22 protein-coding genes are annotated in these 18,156 nt (G+C 50.5%); 13 read left to right on the top strand and 9 right to left on the bottom strand.

Features of this window, described 5'->3' with window-relative positions:
• Positions 1-12 precede the first annotated feature (12 nt).
• Genes ACTRXG_RS06630 through hxlB form a run of 6 tightly spaced genes read left to right on the top strand, consistent with a single transcriptional unit; the run spans position 13 to position 4,976 of the window.
• Complete coding sequence (locus ACTRXG_RS06630; RefSeq protein ID WP_474284376.1) at positions 13-1,026, top strand: TRAP transporter substrate-binding protein; 1,014 nt, start codon at positions 13-15, stop codon at positions 1,024-1,026.
• Between the two features lie 12 nt (positions 1,027-1,038).
• Positions 1,039-1,533 carry a TRAP transporter small permease gene (locus tag ACTRXG_RS06625; protein ID WP_474262412.1) on the top strand — a complete coding sequence of 165 codons (495 nt, stop codon included), beginning with the start codon at positions 1,039-1,041 and terminating at the stop codon, positions 1,531-1,533.
• Positions 1,530-2,810 carry a TRAP transporter large permease gene (locus ACTRXG_RS06620; protein ID WP_474262411.1) on the top strand — a complete coding sequence of 427 codons (1,281 nt, stop codon included), beginning with the start codon at positions 1,530-1,532 and terminating at the stop codon, positions 2,808-2,810. Before ACTRXG_RS06625 ends, ACTRXG_RS06620 begins: the two co-directional genes overlap by 4 nt.
• A gap of 17 nt (positions 2,811-2,827) precedes the next feature.
• Positions 2,828-3,781: a sugar kinase gene (locus ACTRXG_RS06615; RefSeq protein ID WP_474284375.1), complete on the top strand. Its 954-nt coding sequence runs from the start codon at positions 2,828-2,830 to the stop codon at positions 3,779-3,781.
• Positions 3,782-3,792: 11 nt separating this feature from the next.
• Complete coding sequence (gene hxlA / locus ACTRXG_RS06610; RefSeq protein ID WP_474284374.1) at positions 3,793-4,419, top strand: 3-hexulose-6-phosphate synthase; 627 nt, start codon at positions 3,793-3,795, stop codon at positions 4,417-4,419.
• Positions 4,416-4,976: a 6-phospho-3-hexuloisomerase gene (hxlB, locus tag ACTRXG_RS06605; RefSeq protein ID WP_474284373.1), complete on the top strand. Its 561-nt coding sequence runs from the start codon at positions 4,416-4,418 to the stop codon at positions 4,974-4,976. The genes hxlA and hxlB overlap by 4 nt, the downstream gene beginning before the upstream one ends.
• 63 nt (positions 4,977-5,039) lie before the next feature.
• Here hxlB and ACTRXG_RS06600 read toward each other — a convergent pair whose 3' ends face one another.
• From ACTRXG_RS06600 to ACTRXG_RS06590, 3 genes are read right to left on the bottom strand one after another with little or no spacing between them, the layout of a single operon-like run.
• Positions 5,040-5,246: a helix-turn-helix domain-containing protein gene (locus ACTRXG_RS06600; protein WP_091613403.1), complete on the bottom strand. Its 207-nt coding sequence runs from the start codon at positions 5,244-5,246 to the stop codon at positions 5,040-5,042.
• Positions 5,247-5,271: 25 nt separating this feature from the next.
• Positions 5,272-5,448 carry a YvrJ family protein gene (locus ACTRXG_RS06595; RefSeq protein WP_474262407.1) on the bottom strand — a complete coding sequence of 59 codons (177 nt, stop codon included), beginning with the start codon at positions 5,446-5,448 and terminating at the stop codon, positions 5,272-5,274.
• Complete coding sequence (locus tag ACTRXG_RS06590; RefSeq protein WP_474262406.1) at positions 5,448-6,020, bottom strand: RNA polymerase sigma factor; 573 nt, start codon at positions 6,018-6,020, stop codon at positions 5,448-5,450. Before ACTRXG_RS06590 ends, ACTRXG_RS06595 begins: the two co-directional genes overlap by 1 nt.
• A 259-nt stretch (positions 6,021-6,279) precedes the next feature.
• On the opposite strand from ACTRXG_RS06590, the gene ACTRXG_RS06585 reads away from it, so the two are divergent.
• The 7 genes from ACTRXG_RS06585 to ACTRXG_RS06555 all read left to right on the top strand — a co-directional run bounded on the left by ACTRXG_RS06585 (position 6,280) and on the right by ACTRXG_RS06555 (position 11,406).
• Complete coding sequence (locus ACTRXG_RS06585; RefSeq protein WP_474262405.1) at positions 6,280-7,140, top strand: GAF domain-containing protein; 861 nt, start codon at positions 6,280-6,282, stop codon at positions 7,138-7,140.
• 48 nt (positions 7,141-7,188) lie between these two features.
• Entirely contained in the window at positions 7,189-7,815 is a 627-nt protein-coding gene (locus ACTRXG_RS06580; protein WP_474284372.1) for a hypothetical protein, read from the top strand.
• 132 nt (positions 7,816-7,947) lie between these two features.
• Positions 7,948-8,304, top strand: a complete 357-nt coding sequence (locus tag ACTRXG_RS06575) for a lmo0954 family membrane protein (RefSeq protein ID WP_474284371.1) — start codon at positions 7,948-7,950, stop codon at positions 8,302-8,304.
• A gap of 17 nt (positions 8,305-8,321) precedes the next feature.
• Positions 8,322-8,960 (top strand): PspA/IM30 family protein, encoded by a 639-nt coding sequence (locus ACTRXG_RS06570; protein WP_474284370.1) that lies wholly within the window; start codon positions 8,322-8,324, stop codon positions 8,958-8,960.
• Between the two features lie 66 nt (positions 8,961-9,026).
• Positions 9,027-9,749, top strand: a complete 723-nt coding sequence (liaF, locus tag ACTRXG_RS06565) for a cell wall-active antibiotics response protein LiaF (protein ID WP_474284369.1) — start codon at positions 9,027-9,029, stop codon at positions 9,747-9,749.
• Entirely contained in the window at positions 9,746-10,780 is a 1,035-nt protein-coding gene (locus ACTRXG_RS06560; protein ID WP_474284368.1) for a sensor histidine kinase, read from the top strand. The genes liaF and ACTRXG_RS06560 overlap by 4 nt, the downstream gene beginning before the upstream one ends.
• On the top strand, positions 10,777-11,406 hold the full coding sequence (locus ACTRXG_RS06555; RefSeq protein WP_474284367.1) for a response regulator: 630 nt from the start codon (positions 10,777-10,779) through the stop codon (positions 11,404-11,406). The genes ACTRXG_RS06560 and ACTRXG_RS06555 overlap by 4 nt, the downstream gene beginning before the upstream one ends.
• Positions 11,407-11,455: 49 nt before the next feature.
• Here the strand turns inward: ACTRXG_RS06555 and ACTRXG_RS06550 are convergent, their stop codons facing one another.
• The 6 genes from ACTRXG_RS06550 to ACTRXG_RS06525 form a co-directional block, all read right to left on the bottom strand.
• Positions 11,456-12,424, bottom strand: coding sequence for a sugar phosphate isomerase/epimerase family protein (locus ACTRXG_RS06550; RefSeq protein WP_474284366.1), 969 nt, complete (start codon positions 12,422-12,424; stop codon positions 11,456-11,458).
• Positions 12,424-13,467: a Gfo/Idh/MocA family protein gene (locus tag ACTRXG_RS06545; protein ID WP_474277952.1), complete on the bottom strand. Its 1,044-nt coding sequence runs from the start codon at positions 13,465-13,467 to the stop codon at positions 12,424-12,426. The genes ACTRXG_RS06550 and ACTRXG_RS06545 overlap by 1 nt, the downstream gene beginning before the upstream one ends.
• A 31-nt stretch (positions 13,468-13,498) precedes the next feature.
• Positions 13,499-14,320: a carbohydrate ABC transporter permease gene (locus ACTRXG_RS06540; RefSeq protein WP_462865690.1), complete on the bottom strand. Its 822-nt coding sequence runs from the start codon at positions 14,318-14,320 to the stop codon at positions 13,499-13,501.
• Between the two features lie 19 nt (positions 14,321-14,339).
• On the bottom strand, positions 14,340-15,665 hold the full coding sequence (locus ACTRXG_RS06535; RefSeq protein WP_474262396.1) for a carbohydrate ABC transporter permease: 1,326 nt from the start codon (positions 15,663-15,665) through the stop codon (positions 14,340-14,342).
• A gap of 24 nt (positions 15,666-15,689) precedes the next feature.
• On the bottom strand, positions 15,690-16,949 hold the full coding sequence (locus ACTRXG_RS06530; protein ID WP_474284365.1) for an ABC transporter substrate-binding protein: 1,260 nt from the start codon (positions 16,947-16,949) through the stop codon (positions 15,690-15,692).
• 76 nt (positions 16,950-17,025) lie between these two features.
• Positions 17,026-18,039 (bottom strand): LacI family DNA-binding transcriptional regulator, encoded by a 1,014-nt coding sequence (locus tag ACTRXG_RS06525; RefSeq protein WP_474284364.1) that lies wholly within the window; start codon positions 18,037-18,039, stop codon positions 17,026-17,028.
• Positions 18,040-18,156: the final 117 nt, after the last annotated feature.

Below are 18,156 nucleotides of genomic sequence, written 5' to 3'. Positions count from 1 at the left end.
AAGGAGGTTTGAATGATGAAAAAAGTAAGCGTTACCATGATGGCGCTCGCCGCTGGAGTGCTCGCCGGCTGCAGCAGCGCCAGTACTGAAAGCACGGCCGGAGCTGAAGAAAATGTTCATTTAGTAGCCGCTACCCAGCTCGATGATCAGAGTCCCTACGCTGTCGGCTTGAGGGAATTTAAAGAAGTCGTAGAAGAAGAAAGCGATGGAAGCGTTACGGTGGAGGTACACACGAACGGGTCGCTTGGCGGAAGCGAAGCAGAGCTTGCCCAGAGCGCGGAGACCGGGTCGGTGGATCTGGTGGTCGCTTCTCCAGGGTATTTGGCCCAAAAAGTAAAAGAAGTGGATTTTTTCTCCATTCTGTATCTTTTTGAAGACCGGGAGCACTGGGAACGGGTAGTGGACGGCGAGGTAGGCGATGAAGTAGCACGTGTGACAGAAGAAAAATCAAATTTTAAAGTGCTTGATTACTGGTCGGCAGGAACGCGTAATTATTACGGCACGCAGCCAGTGGAAACGCCGGAGGATTTGGAAAATAAAACGGTCCGGACCCAGGATTCACCGGTGGTGACGAATACTTGGCAGGCGCTTGGCTCCCAGCCGACGAGTGTGGCCTGGAACGAGATGTATCAGGCGCTTCAGAATGGATTGACGGATGCAGCAGAAAATGATTTCACCAATATTTATTTAGCCAGTCATTACGAGGTAGCGGATCATCTGTCACTCACGGAGCACGACGTTACGACACGGGTATTTTTCACCACCCAGGAAGCGTACGACAGTATGAATGCCGAACAGCAGGAAGCAGTTGATACAGCGGTACAGGAGGCAACTGAAACTGCGCGTGCAACTGATGAGGAATTGGCCAGTGAGTATAAACAAAAGCTTCAGGAAGAAGGCATGGAAATCAACGAGGTGGATAAAGAAGCCTTTACCAGGCAGACGGAAAGCGTACGCAGGGATGCTGTAGAAAATCTCGGGATGGAAGAAGAATACGAAAGGGTCCAGGAACTAAAGGATGAATAGGTGGGTGAGAAGATGAGAGAATTTATCGATAAAATACAGCGAGTATTTTTGTGGGGAGGCGCAGCCGCCTTTTCGATTTTCTTTATATGCGTAGCGCTCCAGGTGATGACCCGCTACATTCCCGGAGTGGCCTTCCTCTGGTCAGCCGAGGTGGCCACATATGCCTTTATATGGATGGTGCTGCTCGGAGCGGCAGCAATGGTTAGAGAACGGCAGCACTTTACCGTGAGCATTCTTTTGGAGAAGCTGTCCGGGAAATATCTGCTGGCGCTCCAGATAGTTATCCATTTCTTTTTAGTTCTGTTCGGTCTCGCGTTTGTCATCCACGGGGTGCAGATTACGACCCAGTTCAGCAGCTGGACGCTGAACTACCTGCCGGGAGTCAGTCAATTTTTCATTTGGCTGCCTGTGCCAATTGCCGGAGCAGGAATCATACTGTTCGCTTTTCAGAATGCGATGGACCACTGGCGTCACTACCAAAATGTCGTGGAGGTGAATAAAAAATGATAACCGCGATTGGATTAATACTGCTCTTTTTAATATTAATGGTACTTGGCATTCCTATCGCATTTGTGATTGGCATCGTCAGCTATGTTGGTTTTCTCGTTATGGGAACGGTCCCCCTTGAAGCTGTTATCCAGCAAATGTTCGTCGGGTTAAACTCCTTTATTTTGCTTGCTGTGCCGCTGTTTATCTTTGCGGCAAATATCATGAATCGTGGTAAGATTTCCGAGCGGCTCATTCAGTTTGCGGTCTCACTCGTGGGCCATATCCGCGGAGGGCTGGCCCACTCCAACGTCGTCGTTTCTATGTTTTTCGGCGGCATATCCGGAGCGTCTACGGCTGATACGGCAGGGGTGGGGAAAATTCTGATCCCAAGTATGAAAAAGGAGCAGTACAGCACGGAAACGTCAGTGGCTGTAACTGCTGCATCCTCCACTATGGGCATGATTATTCCTCCATCGATTCCGATGGTTATTTACGGAAGTCTGGCCGGGGTGTCGATTGGTCAGATGTTTATCGGTGGAATTATTCCAGGACTGTTAATCGGCGTTGGATTAATGTTGTTTATATCAGTCATCTCGAAGAAAAATAATTACCCGAAGCATGACCGGCTCGATACAAAGGCGATTGTCAAACACGGCATCCGGAGCTTTCCACCGCTGCTTACACCGATTATTATCCTTGTTGGCATCATGGGCGGGTTTGTGACACCGACCGAAGCGTCGATCATCGCCTGCATTTACTCGTTTATTCTGGCGTTCTTTTTTTACAGAAGCATCCGCCTGCGGGATATGCCGGAGATCGTTATTGAAACCTTGAAGCTCAGCTCGCTTACATTGTTTGCGCTGGCGACCGCCACGTCGCTTGGACGACTGATCAGCTTTAATAATATTCCAGCCCACATTTCCTCCTTTTTCGAGGAGTCGGTACCGTACGCTTGGCTTCTGATTGTGCTGATTATCGTTTTGTTTTTATTTGTCGGTATGTTTATGGACACTGTGCCTTCAATCATTTTGTTTGTACCCATTATACTGCCGGCAGCATCAGAGCTCGGCCTCGATCCCATTCATATCGGGATCGTCGTACTCATGTGCCTGGCTGTAGGTCTCGTGACGCCTCCGTACGGTCTGTGCCTCCTGCTTGCAAGTGCGATAGGCGGGCTTTCCATCAGCCGCTCCTTTAAAGCGACGATTCCGTACATTGGCATGATTCTGGTTGTGATTTTAGTAATTGCATTCGTTCCGGGCATTTTCATGTGGCTGCCGAATGCGTTTGAATAAGAATGGAGGCAGTAAAGATGCAGGACATCCTTACAATTGGCGACGCAATGATTACAATGAATCCGAAACAGCGGGGGCCGATGCGTTTTACGACTGAGTTTGAGCGGAAAATCGGCGGGGCCGAATTAAACGTGGCTGTCGGCTGCGCCCGCCTGGGGCTTCAGACAGGGATGATCAGCCGCCTTGGCCGCGATGAATTTGGCCGCCATATTTTTAATACCCTGCGCGGAGAAGGAATTGACGTTTCGGGAATAGCTTTTGAAGATGACTACGCTACTCCCGTGAATTTTAAAGAAACGCTTGAAAACGGTAATGGGCGTACGTTTTACTACCGCTTTCCATCACCGACAGAAGAAATAACATTGCAGCATGTGAAGGAACAGCTGACCGGGCAGCCGAAGGTATTTTATATTACCGGCGTGTTTGCTTCGCTCCGCCCGGAAAATGTGGAGATGCTCCGGGAAGCGTTGCGTTTTGCAGGGGAGTGGGGAGTGCTTACAGCTATGGATCCGAACATCCGTCTGCGTCTTTGGGATCAAGAAGAGGCGGGGGAGGCCATCCGGTCCCTGCTTCCATACGTAGATATCATGCTGAGTGGAAGAGATGAAGCGGATATGCTGTTCGGCGCACAGTCAATAGAAGAGCACCTTGCTTCTTTTCAATCGTATGGCATTGATCGTGTCGTTATTAAAAACGGCAGTGAAGGAGCAGCCGGAAAACACGGAAGCAGGGAAACCGTGCATCAGCCGGCGGAAAAAGTAGAAAAAGTGGCTGATACCGTAGGAGCAGGAGACGGTTTCAACGCCGGCTTGCTGTACGGTCTGCTGCAGGGATATTCGCTGGAGAGGGCTTTGAGAATCGGCGCGGTAGCTGGAGCAAAGGTGGTGCAGGTAGCAGGCGACAATGAAGGGCTGCCGCTTTTAGAAGAAGTGGAAGCAGCGCTTGGGAACGAAGAACGTGTGGAGCGTTAAAGGAGGAAGCAATGAACATACAGCTGGCGTTGGACCGGTTAGCTTGGGACGAGTGTTTTAATGTCGTTCATCAAACCGAAGCGTATATCGACTGGATTGAAATAGGCACGGGGGTCATTAAAGAATATGGCATGGACATCGTCCGGCAGATGAAGCAGGAATATCCGGATAAAATACTGGTCGCGGATATGAAAACGTGTGATGCAGCGATGGCAGAAACAATCCAGGCCTTCGAGGCAGGCGCAGATGTAACGACGGTGATGGCTTTTGCATCGGACGCTTCTATCCAGGCAGTATTCGAGACCGCTGAAGAATACGGTAAAAAAGCTTTTGTGGATCTGTTGAATGTGCAGGAAAAACAACGGCTTGAGGAACTCGATAAGCTTGGCATCCGCAGTGCTTCGCTGCATATAGGTAAAGACATGCAGCAGGCAGGAGCAGGCGATAATGATTATTACAAGCTGCTGCAGGCATTTCCGCACTGGGAAGTATCAGCAGCTGGTGGTTTAAAAGCGGATAACCTTCACAAAATCAAGGAGGCGCGTCCAGACGTAGTTATTATCGGAGGCGCTATTACAAAAAGCATAAACCCCCGGCAGGCAGCGGAACAAATACGATCGGAGGCAGACAGGCTATGAATGCAGAACACGTATTAAATACTATTTCCCGGGAAATAACAGAGGTTGTGGGCAGCGTGCGTGCAGAAGAAGTAGAACAGGCTGCAGCGAAGCTTAACCGGGCTCCAAGAATTTTTGTAGCCGGTGAAGGGCGCTCCGGTCTTGTCGGAAAAATGTTTGCAATGCGTCTCATGCACAGTGGATATAACGTGTTTGTAGTCGGTGAAACGATTACCCCTTCCGTGGGTGAGGGAGATTTACTTGTAGTATTATCCGGCTCAGGAAATACTTCGATTCTCGTTCATACGGCGGAGCAGGCGAAAAAAAGCGGAGCAGAGCTTTTGGTTTGCTCCACCAACCGGGATTCTTCCCTGGGAAAACTCAGCGATGGTTTTATCGCTGTTTCTGCCGCAACCAAAAAACGGCTGGAACATGAGCCGGAAACGATTCAGCCGTTGGGAAATCAGTTCGATCAGAGTCTGCATTTAATATTGGACGGTCTGATTATTGCTGCTGCCCATGCACACGGGGAAGCTGACTACGAGCAAATGGCCAGGCGTCATAGCAACATGGAATAGCACATATGTAGCAACCGGTCCGGCCTTCAGCTGGTCCGGTTGTTTTTTATGGAGCGAGCCGGTTTATTCGTCCGTCTGCTGCTCATAGCGGCGTTTGTACTCCCAGAAGCCGGGTACTTCCGGCGGTTCATACGTGAGTATTTTTTCAATGCATTTCAGGCGGAGCTCCTGCTGAAGATCCTCACGCTCCTGATAGGAAGTTTGACGAAGCGCCTGCTGAATGAATGGTTCGAATTTTTGAAGCTCTTCATACAGCGCTTCCTCGCTCATGCGCTGATTTTTTGTGATCCGGTTATTAGTCCTCATGCATCGTTTCCTCCTTTTTTGGTGAAGAGCAAGCCAGACGGTTTACATCCCGGCGCAAATGCTCAATCCGCTGTTCAATCCGCAAAAGCAGATAAAACGTTACAATGATGGGGAAGCCGACATTGGCCAGCAGTTCGACAACGGCACTGGAATCAATAATGTGCATCACTGCTCCTCCCGTTTCCCGGCATAAAAACGAAGTGTCTTCAAACCTTTTCGGTGGGCGTTTGACACTGCCTGGCGGCTGATTTGAAGGTGGCTGGCAATGTCTGTATCCTTCCACCCGCAGCTGTATTTTTTAGAAAAAATCCACTGCTGGTACGGAGTCAGCGAACGAAAGCCGAGCCAGACCGGATAATGGTGCAGCTCTTCTTCAAGGCTTTGCTCTGAGTCCTCACTGTAAAATGAACCGGTTTCTTCAAACAGGGCCTCCTGGTCGGACAGAGGAGTCCGATGCTGGCGCCGGCGATGGTAACGATCGTAGCGGATTGCTTCCCAGTGCAGGGTTTTTAACATATAAGAACGCCAGACCACATCCTGGTAGTAACGCTTAAAAGATAGGTCAATGGCTTTGTGTGCCCAGGCAGCATCATCGTTTAAAGCCTGTTTCAACAGCTGCTGGTGCACAGCATCCTCCAGAAATTCGCGGATGAGCCGGGTACGCAGGAACGAATGATTTTTCTCTTTGAAAGCTTCCCATGCTTCTCTTTTTGAATCAGCGTATGATGAATGTGTCATAGATGCCTCCTCTCCTTACCCCTGTTGTTTATAAAAGACATCTTCAAGATAAAAAGTAAACCATATATACGAACGTTTGTTCTTATATTTTATACGAACACTTTTCCGGGAAACAAGAAAATACTGAAATTAGAAAAATTTACAGGTTAAGTCCTGTTAAAAAAGACTCATCGGTGGCATAATGTGTTTACAAAAAGATTAGTTAAAAACAAAAGAGGGAATAAATATAAATCAGCTTCATGTAACAGGAGGGGAAAAAGTGAGTTTAACATCAGGGCCGTCAAGCAGGTACACTTTCTCCATTGAAGAGATGGCTGAAGAAATCATGAGCGTGATCGCTGAGTCCCTTCAGGTGGACTCTGTTTATATTGCAAAAAAAGAAGATACTTATATGGACGTATTGAGTGCTTACAACAAACGCGGGGATGATCTTGTTTCTGAAGGAATGAAAGTGGAGCACGAAGCATCGTTCTGTCAATACGTACTGAAAAATGATGATCAGGAGTATTTTCACTTTTCCGATGCAGTGAGTAATGAAGAAACCAAAGAACTGCTGATGCCGAAAAATTTCAATGTACATACCTTTCTGGGCGTGTACATTAAAGACCAGGACGGCGGCCCGTTTGGCACACTGTGCGTATTGAACCGCGAGCCGCGTGAATTTAAGAAGGAAGAAATTTCGCTGATGCAGACGTTTGGTAATTTACTGAGCTATCTGATCCGCGTAGACCGCATGGATGAAAAAATAGAGGTGCTCGGGTACCCGATTGTGCCGATAGGCGAAGGGATCGCTGTGCTCCCGCTCGTAGGGGCGATGGATGAAGCAAGATCCAACCGTTTGATGGAAACAGTACTGCAGGAAGTGTACGGCGGGAAATACGATTATTTTATGATCGATGTGTCTGGTGTTTCGGCTTTTAACGAAACGTTCACAACGTATATTTCCCAGGTCATTCAGGCGCTGAAGCTGATGGGCATTGACCCTATTCTAACCGGCGTCCGCCCGGACATGGCTGTTCAGGATATACGAAAAGATATTCTCGGCGAAAATATTATGATCGAAAAAAGCCTGGAAACAGCGCTGCAGTCTATTGGATTCCGACTGGTAAGAAACGAGTAAATAAAAAAACCGGACCGTTTACATATCAAGTTGAAAGAAGGAACTGGTATGAATAAAAAAGCAGAACAGATGGATGAAAGAGTGGAAAATGAAAACAAACTCACCGTGGCTGTGGTGGAACGCCTCGTTTCGGAGATTTTTGACATATCCCTGCAGAGTATTGCCGCGGACCCGAAAGCCCCTGGGGCCCGGAGATCACAATCTGTTTTTGCAGCATGGACTGAAAAAGAATGGGAGGCCGCCGGCAAAGAGGAACTGCTTGATTATGCACTCGCCCGGCTGCCGTCCCCTCCGTCCGGTGAAATGGTGCGGCAGGTTATTAATGACGTGTACCGAGTGAATCTCAGCGGCATCTCCGCCCTCGAAGCATCGACATTTTCGCTCTTCTCCAAAGGAAAATGGATTAAGCAGAATGAGGACGATTTATTCGTACTGAACACCGGATCGACGGATACAGAGGTCACAGTCTCGGTAACAGAGCATTTTATACGGCAGACGGGGTCCGGCAGGCTGCCGGCGGGACTTTGCGGGGAGCTTGAAGCACTGGGATATGTTTACCTCCCAGCGAAAAATCAGCTGAATTATTCGAGTCCGGACGGTCGTCCGGTCGACGATGCATTTAAAAAGAAGACAATCGAGGCCCTTGAAAATGCAGGGCAGCAGAGCCAGGCGTAAACACCCTTTTATACAGAAAGGGTGCTTTTTTTATGGTAAATACGCCTTGAGGCGTAGAAAAGATAGACCCCGGGCTGCTCCCGGAAGCCGGGAAACCGGCGTAGGATAGAAGTACAGGAAGGGGGAAATACCATGTGGAAAAAAATCGGATTAGCAGCACTCATAACAGTCGCAGCAATTGTCGTTTTGTCGAACCTCGGGCCGCTGCTCTTGCTCGCAGCTGGAGTGGCACTGGCGTATATCGTCTACCGCCAGTTTCAGGAAAGCACGTCCACTGCGGCGAGGGTTTTCTGGGTAGTGGTGGGCATTGCAGCGATACTTCTTGCGCTCACCAACATCTATGCAGTCATCGCGCTTCTCGGTCTGTATGCCATATACTGGAGCGTGAAAAAATGGAGTGATGATGAAGTGGATATTGACCGCCGGACCAGAACGAAAGATCCGTTCACAGGCTTTGAAGAAGAATGGAAAAAACTAAAGCGCAAATAAAAAAGGAGGAAAGAGCCATGGCGGGCATTTGGCAGCAGTTCAAGGAGGATGTCGAACAGGAATGGGGGCGGTGGAACATGAAAAAGGAAATAGACAATCCGATCGCTTCGCTCAACCGCTATATTAAAGAAGCGGAGCGCGAAACGGAAAAGGTAAGCAGGCTTACAGACCGTCAGCGCAGGCTGGTTGAAGAGTTTCAGCACGAACAGGACGAAGCAGAAAAGATGCTTGATAAACGTAAGCAGCAGGCCGCGGTGGTAAAGCATTACGAAGAGAACGAGCTGTATGAGATTGCTTTGAGGGAAATTGAACAGTACGGCGAGCGGGCGCAAAAGCTTGCCACGATGAAAAAAGAAGCAGAAGAGCAGCTGCAGACACTCGAGAGGCGGCATCAGGAAATGGTGTATAAGCTGAAGGATATGCGTCTGAAACGGATGGAGTGGATGGGACGGGAAAATGTAGCCCGGGCCAATCACAATATCTCTAAACTATACGAAGAGAGCGGCCGCGAACCGGAAGCACGTTTTAAAGAAGTGGAACAGTATTTAGAAAGTATGGAGCAGCATCATCAGCAGGAGTACGAGCATTCCACCTTCGACGAAAGGGTAGCCCGTCTTGAAAAGCGGAACACAGAGGCGGAGCAGGAAAAAGCGTGATAAAATAGAGACGCTGACCAGGGCGTCTCTATTTTTAACTTACATAAACAGCAAAGGAGGGTTCCTATGTTTTCTCATATATCAACGAAGATGATCCAATTCGTGTTTTTTACGGGAATCCTCCTGTTCATACTGGAATTTTTTTCGCACGGAGCCGGTTTAGTGCCTGTGCTCTTCTTTTTCGCCCTGTTTATTTTTATTGGAAAGCGGACGAAAAGGCGGACGCTTTCAGCCATTTTCTGGTGGATCGGGTGGATCGGCCTGGGCCTTACAGCGGTCACTCTCTGGGCTGTACAGTTCTGGGTAATTGCCTTTTTTGTTCTACTGCTGCTGCAGATGCGCCGGTCGGCCAGGGAGCCTGTCGAAGAACAGGCAGAGGTGGAAGAGCTGGCCGGCAGGGTAGAAAATTATGAGCGGGCACAGCTGCTTGGCAACCGTCTGTGGGGGCGGGAGAAGGTCGGACGGAAGCCGTTTCACTGGAAGGACATTAACGTGATCGGCGGCGTGGGCGATAAAATTGTTGATGCCACCAATACAGTTCTGCCGGCGCAGGCGGTGGTTATCGTCCGTCACGGCCTTGGCTCAGTAACTGTCCATGTGCCGTACGAAGTGAACGTGATTATCCGCCACAGTACAGTGTACGGACGCGTGCGCCTGTTTGGGAAAGAAGAAGCAAAGCGGTGGAACCAGACGATCACTTATCACGCTCCTGCGACAGATGAGGAAGCTTCCACGCTTTATATTTTCACCTCGCTTATCAGCGGGGATCTGGAGGTGGAGCGGCGATGAACAGCTTTGTGAAAGCAGCCGGGTGGGGGATCGCTGCGGCTTTTCTCATCAGCGTCTCCACCGTCGTTCCGCTTCTTTTGCTGCTGCCTTTTGACATGTGGGACGTGCTGATGGGACAAACCATGAGTGGCCTGCCGTATGGCTTTTTGCTTGTCGTACTGATCGTTCTGCTTGGCACCGCTCTCGGGTTTTTGACGCTCCGGGCATGGAATGCCCGCTGGCAGCAGCTGCAGGCTGTGCTGGAGCGGTTGAGCAGAGGAAGCCCTAAAAATATCTGGCCGGCGGAGATGTACCGGGAAGTAGAAGAGCTGCGCACAGAGCTTGAAGCGGTGGAACGTCAGCTGCAGGGGCAGGCGGAACGCGGGCAGAAGCTGGCCACAGAACGGGCCGAGGACCGGGAAAAGAGCCTGCAGGAGGTTATTGCGCAGGAAAGGAACCGGATTGCCCGGGAGCTCCATGATTCGGTCAGCCAGCAGCTGTTTGCGGCTTCCATGATGATATCTGCGGTTAATGAGCGGTCCGGCATGGGGGAGGTTTCGAAGGAATGGCAGGCCATCGAGCGAATGATTAACCAGTCCCAGCTTGAAATGCGGGCGCTGCTTCTTCATCTGCGGCCGGCGGCGTTGAATAAACAATCGCTGCAGGAGGGAATCATTCAGCTGCTGAACGATCTGACGGCGAAGGTGCCGCTGCAGATCAAGCAGGTGATTGAACCGTTTCCAATTGAAAAGGGAGTGGAGGACCAGCTGTTTCGGATCAGCCAGGAGTCCATTTCCAACACGCTTCGCCACGCGAAGGCGACCGAGCTGAAGGTGTCGCTGCTGCAGCGCGAAGAATTTATCATTTTACGTGTGCAGGACAACGGCGTCGGGTTTTATATGGAGGAAGAAAAACCGGACAGCTACGGGCTGAGTACGATGAAGGAACGGGCCGAGGAAATCGGCGGACACTTTCATTTAGTGAGCCTGCCGGGAGAGGGCAGCCGCATCGATGTTAAAGTGCCCTGGCTGTCGAAGGGGGAAGAGGTATGATTACGATCCTGTTTGCAGATGACCACGAAATGGTTCGTATTGGGGTGACGTCGTATTTATCGACGCAGCCGGATATGGAAGTAACCGCTGAAGCCTCAAGCGGAAGGGAAGCGGTCAGGCTGGCTCTGGATCTCAGGCCGGATATTATCCTCATGGATCTGGTGATGGATGATATGAACGGCATTGAGGCGACAGAGAAAATTATGGAGGCTTGGCCGGCAGCTAAAATTATTATTGTCACAAGCTTTATCGATGATGAAAAGGTTTACCCGGCGCTTGAAGCGGGAGCGGTTAGCTATATTTTAAAAACCTCCCGGGCCGGAGAGATCGCAGCGGCGATTCGGAAAACACACGACGGGCAGTCGATTTTGGAGCCGGAAGTAGCGGGAAAGCTGATGACAAACATGAAACGGCGGGATCAAAGGGAGCTGCATGAGGAGCTGACCGCACGCGAGCTTGAGGTGCTGCGGCTGCTTGCAGAGGGGAAAACCAATATGGAAATTGCCGAAGAGCTGTTTATTGCCCTCAAAACAGCGAAGGTACACGTGAGCAGTGTCCTCCATAAGCTCCAGGTGCAGGACCGGACCCAGGCAGTTGTTTATGCTTACAAGCATCGTCTATTTTAAAAAGCTGCCCGCCCTGAGTAAGGGGAGCAGCTTTTTTAATACGGAGGGATCACGCCCACCACATGTCGACCGGACGCTCGGAAATATTGACGGAATTCAGATTTTGCACAGCTCGCTCGAAGCCTTCATCAAGTGACATGATCGGGTCTTCATGCTCGATGCTGACAACATGGTCGTAGCCGAACGTCCGAAGCGCGCTGATCATATCGCTCCATTCCTTCATGCCGTGGCCGAAGCCGACCGACCGGAAACTCCAGGCACGGGTCTGCACGCTGCTGTAAGGCTGCATATCGGTGAGGCCGTACATGTTGACGTTGTCCTGGTCGATATACGTATCCTTGGCGTGAAAGTGGTGGATGGCTCCTTCTTTTCCAAGAATTTTAATCGCGGCTACCGGGTCGATCCCCTGCCACCACATATGACTCGGATCAAGGTTAGCACCTACCGCATCGTTGGTTGCTTCCCGAAGCTTCAGCACCGTGTACGGCGTATGAACGAGGAAACCGCCATGAGGCTCAATGCCGACCTTTACGCCGTGTTCTTTAGCGTAGCTGCCGGCTTCCCTCCAATATGGAATGAGCTTTTGCTCCCACTGCCAGTTGTAAATGTCCGAATACGCACTCGGCCACGGGGCGACCGGCCAGTTTGGGTGCTTGGCGCTTTCGTCGCTTCCGGCGACACCGGAGAACGTATTAACGACCGGAATATTCAGCTGGCTGGCAAGCTGCACGGTTTTTTTGAACGTTTCGTCCGCATCCTTTGCTTCAGCCGGGTCCGGGGAGATTGGATTGGCGTGGCAGCTGAGTGCACTGACGGTTAAGCCCCGGGCATCCAGTGCTTCCTGGAACTGTTTGCGTGCATCTTCGCTGTTTAACAGCCTGTCTACATCTGCATGGTCATTGCCCGGGTTGCCGCCAGTGCCTAGCTCTACGGCCTGCACTCCGGCACGTTTAACCTTATCGAGCATATCTGTAAAAGCCAAATCAGCATACAGGACGGTGAAAACGCCGATTTTCATTATTGAACACCTTCCTTCCCAATAGTCACAAACTGGCCGCGCTCGCTGGAGGCAAGAGCTGCCAGAATAACAGCGAGGGCTTGCTTTCCATCTGCTCCGGTTACCGGCACCTCCGTGTTCGAGATGATGCTTTCAGTAAAGGCGTTAATCACCCCGGAGCTTTCCTGGCCGCCGGCGTCATTGGTCTGAATGCCGCCCAGCTCGTAGCGGACCGTATGCCCGTTGGTATAGTGGGCAGTCAGCGAATGAACCGGGTCGTCTTCAAGGCGGAGGGTGCCTTTTTCGCCATAAATGATCGTTGAGTTGTCTTCCTCGGGAACATAAGCCCAGCTGGCCGTGAGGGTTCCGATTAAGCCTCCTGTTGTTTTAAGCAGGCATACAGCGTTATCATCCACTGTAATATTTTCCTTCGCATTGTTTTCCACGAAAGCAGCTACCTGGGTCACCGGCTCATCAAGCAGAAATTGAATCAGGTCGGATTTGTGCACTCCAAGATCTCCCATGGCGCCGATAAATGCTTCCTCCTTGCGGAAGAACCAGCTGTCCTTGCCATCGATGCTCCACCCCTCCGGGCCGCCGTGTCCAAATGTGGTCCGGAAGCTGAAGATTTTCCCCAGGTCGCCATTTGCAATCAGCTCTCTCGCCTTCACGTGTGAAGGCACGAAACGCTGGTTATGGGCGATCATTAATTTTTTACCGCTGCGTTTTTCAGCTTCGATCATTTCTTCAGCTTCCTGTTCGCTTGTCGCCATCGGTTTTTCACAGAGCACGTGCTTGCCGGCAGCCAGGGCGTCGATGCTGATCCGGGCATGCATATGATTAGATGTACACACGCTGACCGCCTCAATCGATTCATCCTTTAACAGTTCGTGATAATCCGTATAGGCCGAAGCCCCGAGACGGGAAGCTGTTTCTTCGGCGCGCTCCTTCACCAGGTCACAGACGGCCCGGATAGTGGTATGTTGATTTGCTTCATATTCTGGAATGTGGCGGTTTCTCGCGATGCTTCCGCACCCGATGACACCGATATTTACTGTTTTCATGGGATTTCCACTCCTTTTTATATAGTGATGCTTATTCTTTTACTGAACCGCTCGTAAGCCCGGAAACAATCCGGCGTTGGAAAATCAGAACGAGAATAACGATAGGTATCGTAACAATAACGGTGGCAGCCGAAATGTCGCCCCATGGGACTGTGTATTCGCTCTGATAGAACGAAATGCCGACCGGGATCGTCCGCCAGGCATCAGCGGTATTGATCGCCAGGGCGAAAAGATATTCGTTCCAGGCGGCGACGAAAACAAGAATCGCCGTAGTAAAGATGCCTGGGGTAGCGAGCGGCAGGATGATCTGACGGTACGTCTGAAATGGCGTAGCGCCGTCCAGCTTGGCTGATTCTTCAAGCTCCCAGGGGATTTTTTGAAAAAAGGTGGCCAGAATCCAAATCGCGAGCGGCAGGCTGATGGTGATGTACGGAATAACGAGACCGATGTAGCTGTTGCGAAGTCCCGTGTCTGTCACAAAGTTAAAGATTGGAGACAAAATCGCAATTGGCGGGAACATCGATGAGGCCAGTACAAGACCTAAAATTAAAGTCTTGCCGCGGATAGGCAGCCGCGTAACCGCATAGGCCGTAAACGAAGCAATCAAGAGCGATAACACCGTAGTCAGGCCGGAAACGACAAAGCTGTTGAGCATGTAACGGAACAGCGGCCTCGTCGTAATCGCTGACGCATAGGACTCAAGTGTGGCGTTGGATGTAAACCAGGCGAACGACGTCAACTCATTCTGGGGCTTCAGGGAAGTTAAAAAGATCCAGATGAATGGAAACATAACGAGAAATACGAAGATAGCCAGGAAGATATAAAACCGGATACCGGCTTGGTTTTTAAACATGTACAGTCACTCCTTCCACTTATTTTTTCGCTCTTTCCGGAAACAGGTCTGAGCCAAGCAGCTTAACGAATATAAAGCTGATGATGGCCACACAGACAAATACTATGACGGAAAGGGCAGAGCCGGCACCGAAGTTCTGCTGTTCAAACAGGGCTTTGTAGGCAAAAACGGAAATCGATTCCGTGGCGTTTGCCGGACCGCCGCCGGTCAGCACATAAATCAGGTCAAATACGCGGAAGGCATCCAGGGTCCGGAAGAGAAGGGCGACAAGAATTGCTGATTTTAACAGTGGCAGGGTTACAAAGAAGAACTTCTGTATTCTGCCAGCTCCATCGACTTCTGCTGCTTCATACTGCGTATTTGGTATCGTCTGCAGCCCGGCAAGCAGAAGAAGTGCCATATAAGGCGTCGTTTTCCAGACGTCTGCGAATATAATGGAAAACATGGATCCCGAAGCCGTCGTTAAAAGAGCGCCCGGGTCAGAAATTAAGCCAACCGCTGCCATATAGTGAGCGACAATCCCGGACTGTCCATCGAACAGATAGCTCCACATCATGGCAGCTACAGCTGTTGGAATGGCCCACGGTACGAGAACCGAAGCCCGGACGATGCCGCGTCCTTTGAAGGTCCGGTTGATTAGCAGTGCGACACCAAGACCGATAATCAGCTCAGCGCCGACGGAAACGATCGTAAAGAAGGTCGTATTTGTCAAAGCGGTCCAGGTCCGTCCATCGAGCAGGTAATCCGCGTAATTCTGCAGGCCGACAAAGTTCGAGGAGAGCACCGAGCCCTGCAGATTGCCAAGCTGGGCGGAAAGATAGCCTATTTCCACTGCCGTGTCCCCGTCCGCCTGTTGCTGCAAGGAATTAACGGCTTCGATCTGTTCATCCATTGCAGCTTCAAAGTCGCTGCCCCACGAGCCGTCGATGGATTGGATACGCAGGTTGTCATCTGTGATCGGCTCGTAGTCATTCAGCATGCTGTTAACTTCCTGATAGCTTGAAGCCATGGCGTCATCAGCCACAAGCTCTTCATGATGCTCCTGGACGACTGCCCAGGTTTCGTTAAACGTTTCCTCTCCTTCCGGATAAGCCTCGCTTAACTCATTGACATTTTGCTCGACAAGGTACCGGTTATCGGCGTATTCCTCGAGGTTCAGGCTTTCGCTCATGATTCGCTCCGACTTGGTAGGGTCATTCAGCCGGTAGTCAAACAGGCTGTTCCAGCCGGAAAGCATAATGGGCCATATAACGACGAGAAGAATCAAAACGAGCGCCGGGGCGACCATTGCGTAGCCTAATTGTTTTTCATTTAATTGAAATTTGCGTCCAGGTTTTCCAGCCATGGGGCTTCCTCCTTTGAATCCGTGTTATTCTTCATTCAAAACGGCGTTCAATTTGCGTTCCATATTGGCAGCAGCTTCTTCAGCCGTAATTTCTCCTGCCGCTGCCCGCGAAAGTTCAATCTGCATAATATCCGATACTTCGGGATAATCTGCTGTGACTGGACGCGGCACTGCATTTTGAAGCGTTTCGACGAAGGCATCATCCGCAAACAGAGCGTTTGCTTCCTGGATGTCTTCATCTTCATACAAAGACTCAATAGTAGGAGCCCGGCTGCCTTCGAGAGCACCGATTTTCTGGCCCTGCTCACTGGACATAAATTTCACGAATTCCCAGGAGGCTTCAACTTCTTCGGAGTTTTTATTGATCATGGTGGTCCATCCGCCGAGAGCAGAAGCGGTGCCGTCGCTGCCTGAAGGGAGCGTGGTGAAGCCGACATTGTCAGGAATATTGGAGATTTCCGGGTCGGTGGAAGTAGACAGCAGGTACGGCCAGTTCCTGGCAAAAACGGTGTTACCATTTATAAACGCGTTTTCTGTTTCAATTTCCTGGAAATTAAGAATGTTGTTTGGTACAAAGTCGGACTGGGTTATATCGATCATTTTTTGGATACCTTCAATGGCCTCCGGAGAATTAACGACTACTTCCTGATTTTCGTTAATGATCTGGCCGCCGTAGGCACCGATGTATTCAATGGCATTAGTGACGAGGCCCTCATACTGGGAAGCCTGCATCGAGTAGCCGAAGGAGGTGCCTTCTTCACCCTGAAGGTCTGCAGCCATCGTTTCGAGCTCTTCCCAGGTTTCCGGCGGCTCGTCTACAATATCGTTCCGGTAAAACAACAGCCCGGCATCTGTATACGATGGCATGGCAAACTGCCGTCCGTTATAGGAGGTGGATTCAATAGTGGCCGGGAAATGGGCATCAATATCGACGTTGTCTCTTTCAATCAGACGGTCGAGCGGAAGCGCATAGCCGGCCTGGGCAAATTCCGCCGGCCAGACGACGTCAGCCGCAAATACGTCGATTTCATCACTGCCACTGCTTAAAATCGTAGCGTACTGGTTGTGCTGTTCTCCCGTATCAGGCGGCATCTCCCGTACATCCACATTGATGTTTGGATGCTCTTCTTCAAATGCCTTGATCGTGGCATCTGTGGCGTTAGTCGTATCCACACCGCGGGCGTACGTAATTGTGACTTCGTCCTCAGCAGTGGGGGAGATGTCCGCAGTTGAACATCCGGTGAGCATTATAAACGCTCCTGTAACGGCTGCAGCTTTCTTCATGCCTATTCCTCCTTATGTGAAATCGATTTCAAAATATCCGAAACGTTTTGGATGCCAGAGAGAAGCAGGAAAGAACCTACCTGCTTACCGGAATGCCGGTGGATTCCCGCACGGTTAACGAAGCAGGAATTATCAGGCTGGCAGGTGTATCTCTTCCTTCAATCTTCTCAATAAGTAATTCACAGGCTTTGCGCCCCAGCGTGTACCGGTCCTGACGGACAGTGGTCAGGGGCGGGGAAAAATACTCCGCGAGTACGAGATCGTCAAAGCCGATGATCGATAAATCCCGCGGCAGAACGTACCCAAGATGATGAGTTGCCCGCATGACCCCGTGAGCCATTAAATCACTTGCGCAAAAGACGGCGGTGATGTGCGGATGGGCCTTAAGCAGCCCGAGCGCTTCCTGCTCAGCCTTTTTTTCATCGAAGGCTGCCTCCCGCACGTATTCCTCCCGGTAGGGAAGACCGGACTCCCGAAGTGTTTCTTCGTAGCCTTTCCGGCGTTCTTTGGATACGTAGGCGTAATGATGGCCGTTAATAAATGCGATGTGTTCATGACCAAGTCCGATCAAATGTACCAGCGCCTGACGGGCGCCGTCAGCATTATCAGTAGTGACAAAGCTTGCGTTACCGCTTTCCACATGATTGTCGATAAATACGCATGGAAGCCCGGTAGCCGCCAATTCTTCGGTGGCGGAGTGGTCATGGGGGAGGTTCTGGGTGATGACCCCTTCGAGCTGTCGTTCCCGGCACATTTGGTAATACGTACGGTCCCCGGTAGGACGGGATTGAAACAGGATAAGGTCATAACCGCATTCGTTGGCGTATTCGTTTACACCGGCCAGAATATCAAGTGTGAACGTATCCTTCGGATTGGACGGAAAGGATTGGGAGGTTAAGAGCCCAATTGTCTTCGAACGATTCATAACGAGGCCGCGGGCGATGTGGTTTGGCGTATAGTCCAGCTGTTCAGCGATCTCCTGAATACGCTGGCGTGTCTGTTCATTGACGTCGCTGTATCCATTCAAAGCTCTCGAAACAGTAGTGACGGAAACGCCGGCTGCTTTAGCGATATCTTTTATGGTATTCATAGTTAGCCTCCGAAACGTTTTGGAAGAATGACTTTATTATAGAAAACGCTTTCATTTTACGCAACCCTAAATTGAAAATTTTTAAAAATTAAAACAAAAATTGTGCTTTTCCATAAA

This window comes from Marinococcus sp. LNSP9103-4, from assembly GCF_056034345.1.
This window is presented reverse-complemented; position numbering and strand designations above follow the sequence as displayed.

Bases quoted from the DNA above. Each gene is read 5' to 3' on its own strand.
- ACTRXG_RS06630 (WP_474284376.1), top strand. From the start codon at position 13: ATGATGAAAAAAGTAAGCGTTACCATGATGGCGCTCGCCGCTGGAGTG.
- ACTRXG_RS06625 (WP_474262412.1), top strand. From the start codon at position 1,039: ATGAGAGAATTTATCGATAAAATACAGCGAGTATTTTTGTGGGGAGGC.
- ACTRXG_RS06620 (WP_474262411.1), top strand. From the start codon at position 1,530: ATGATAACCGCGATTGGATTAATACTGCTCTTTTTAATATTAATGGTA.
- ACTRXG_RS06615 (WP_474284375.1), top strand. From the start codon at position 2,828: ATGCAGGACATCCTTACAATTGGCGACGCAATGATTACAATGAATCCG.
- hxlA (WP_474284374.1), top strand. From the start codon at position 3,793: ATGAACATACAGCTGGCGTTGGACCGGTTAGCTTGGGACGAGTGTTTT.
- hxlB (WP_474284373.1), top strand. From the start codon at position 4,416: ATGAATGCAGAACACGTATTAAATACTATTTCCCGGGAAATAACAGAG.
- ACTRXG_RS06600 (WP_091613403.1), bottom strand. From the start codon at position 5,246: ATGAGCGAGGAAGCGCTGTATGAAGAGCTTCAAAAATTCGAACCATTC.
- ACTRXG_RS06595 (WP_474262407.1), bottom strand. From the start codon at position 5,448: ATGCACATTATTGATTCCAGTGCCGTTGTCGAACTGCTGGCCAATGTC.
- ACTRXG_RS06590 (WP_474262406.1), bottom strand. From the start codon at position 6,020: ATGACACATTCATCATACGCTGATTCAAAAAGAGAAGCATGGGAAGCT.
- ACTRXG_RS06580 (WP_474284372.1), top strand. From the start codon at position 7,189: ATGAATAAAAAAGCAGAACAGATGGATGAAAGAGTGGAAAATGAAAAC.
- ACTRXG_RS06575 (WP_474284371.1), top strand. From the start codon at position 7,948: ATGTGGAAAAAAATCGGATTAGCAGCACTCATAACAGTCGCAGCAATT.
- ACTRXG_RS06570 (WP_474284370.1), top strand. From the start codon at position 8,322: ATGGCGGGCATTTGGCAGCAGTTCAAGGAGGATGTCGAACAGGAATGG.
- liaF (WP_474284369.1), top strand. From the start codon at position 9,027: ATGTTTTCTCATATATCAACGAAGATGATCCAATTCGTGTTTTTTACG.
- ACTRXG_RS06560 (WP_474284368.1), top strand. From the start codon at position 9,746: ATGAACAGCTTTGTGAAAGCAGCCGGGTGGGGGATCGCTGCGGCTTTT.
- ACTRXG_RS06555 (WP_474284367.1), top strand. From the start codon at position 10,777: ATGATTACGATCCTGTTTGCAGATGACCACGAAATGGTTCGTATTGGG.
- ACTRXG_RS06550 (WP_474284366.1), bottom strand. From the start codon at position 12,424: ATGAAAATCGGCGTTTTCACCGTCCTGTATGCTGATTTGGCTTTTACA.
- ACTRXG_RS06545 (WP_474277952.1), bottom strand. From the start codon at position 13,467: ATGAAAACAGTAAATATCGGTGTCATCGGGTGCGGAAGCATCGCGAGA.
- ACTRXG_RS06540 (WP_462865690.1), bottom strand. From the start codon at position 14,320: ATGTTTAAAAACCAAGCCGGTATCCGGTTTTATATCTTCCTGGCTATC.
- ACTRXG_RS06535 (WP_474262396.1), bottom strand. From the start codon at position 15,665: ATGGCTGGAAAACCTGGACGCAAATTTCAATTAAATGAAAAACAATTA.
- ACTRXG_RS06530 (WP_474284365.1), bottom strand. From the start codon at position 16,949: ATGAAGAAAGCTGCAGCCGTTACAGGAGCGTTTATAATGCTCACCGGA.
- ACTRXG_RS06525 (WP_474284364.1), bottom strand. From the start codon at position 18,039: ATGAATACCATAAAAGATATCGCTAAAGCAGCCGGCGTTTCCGTCACT.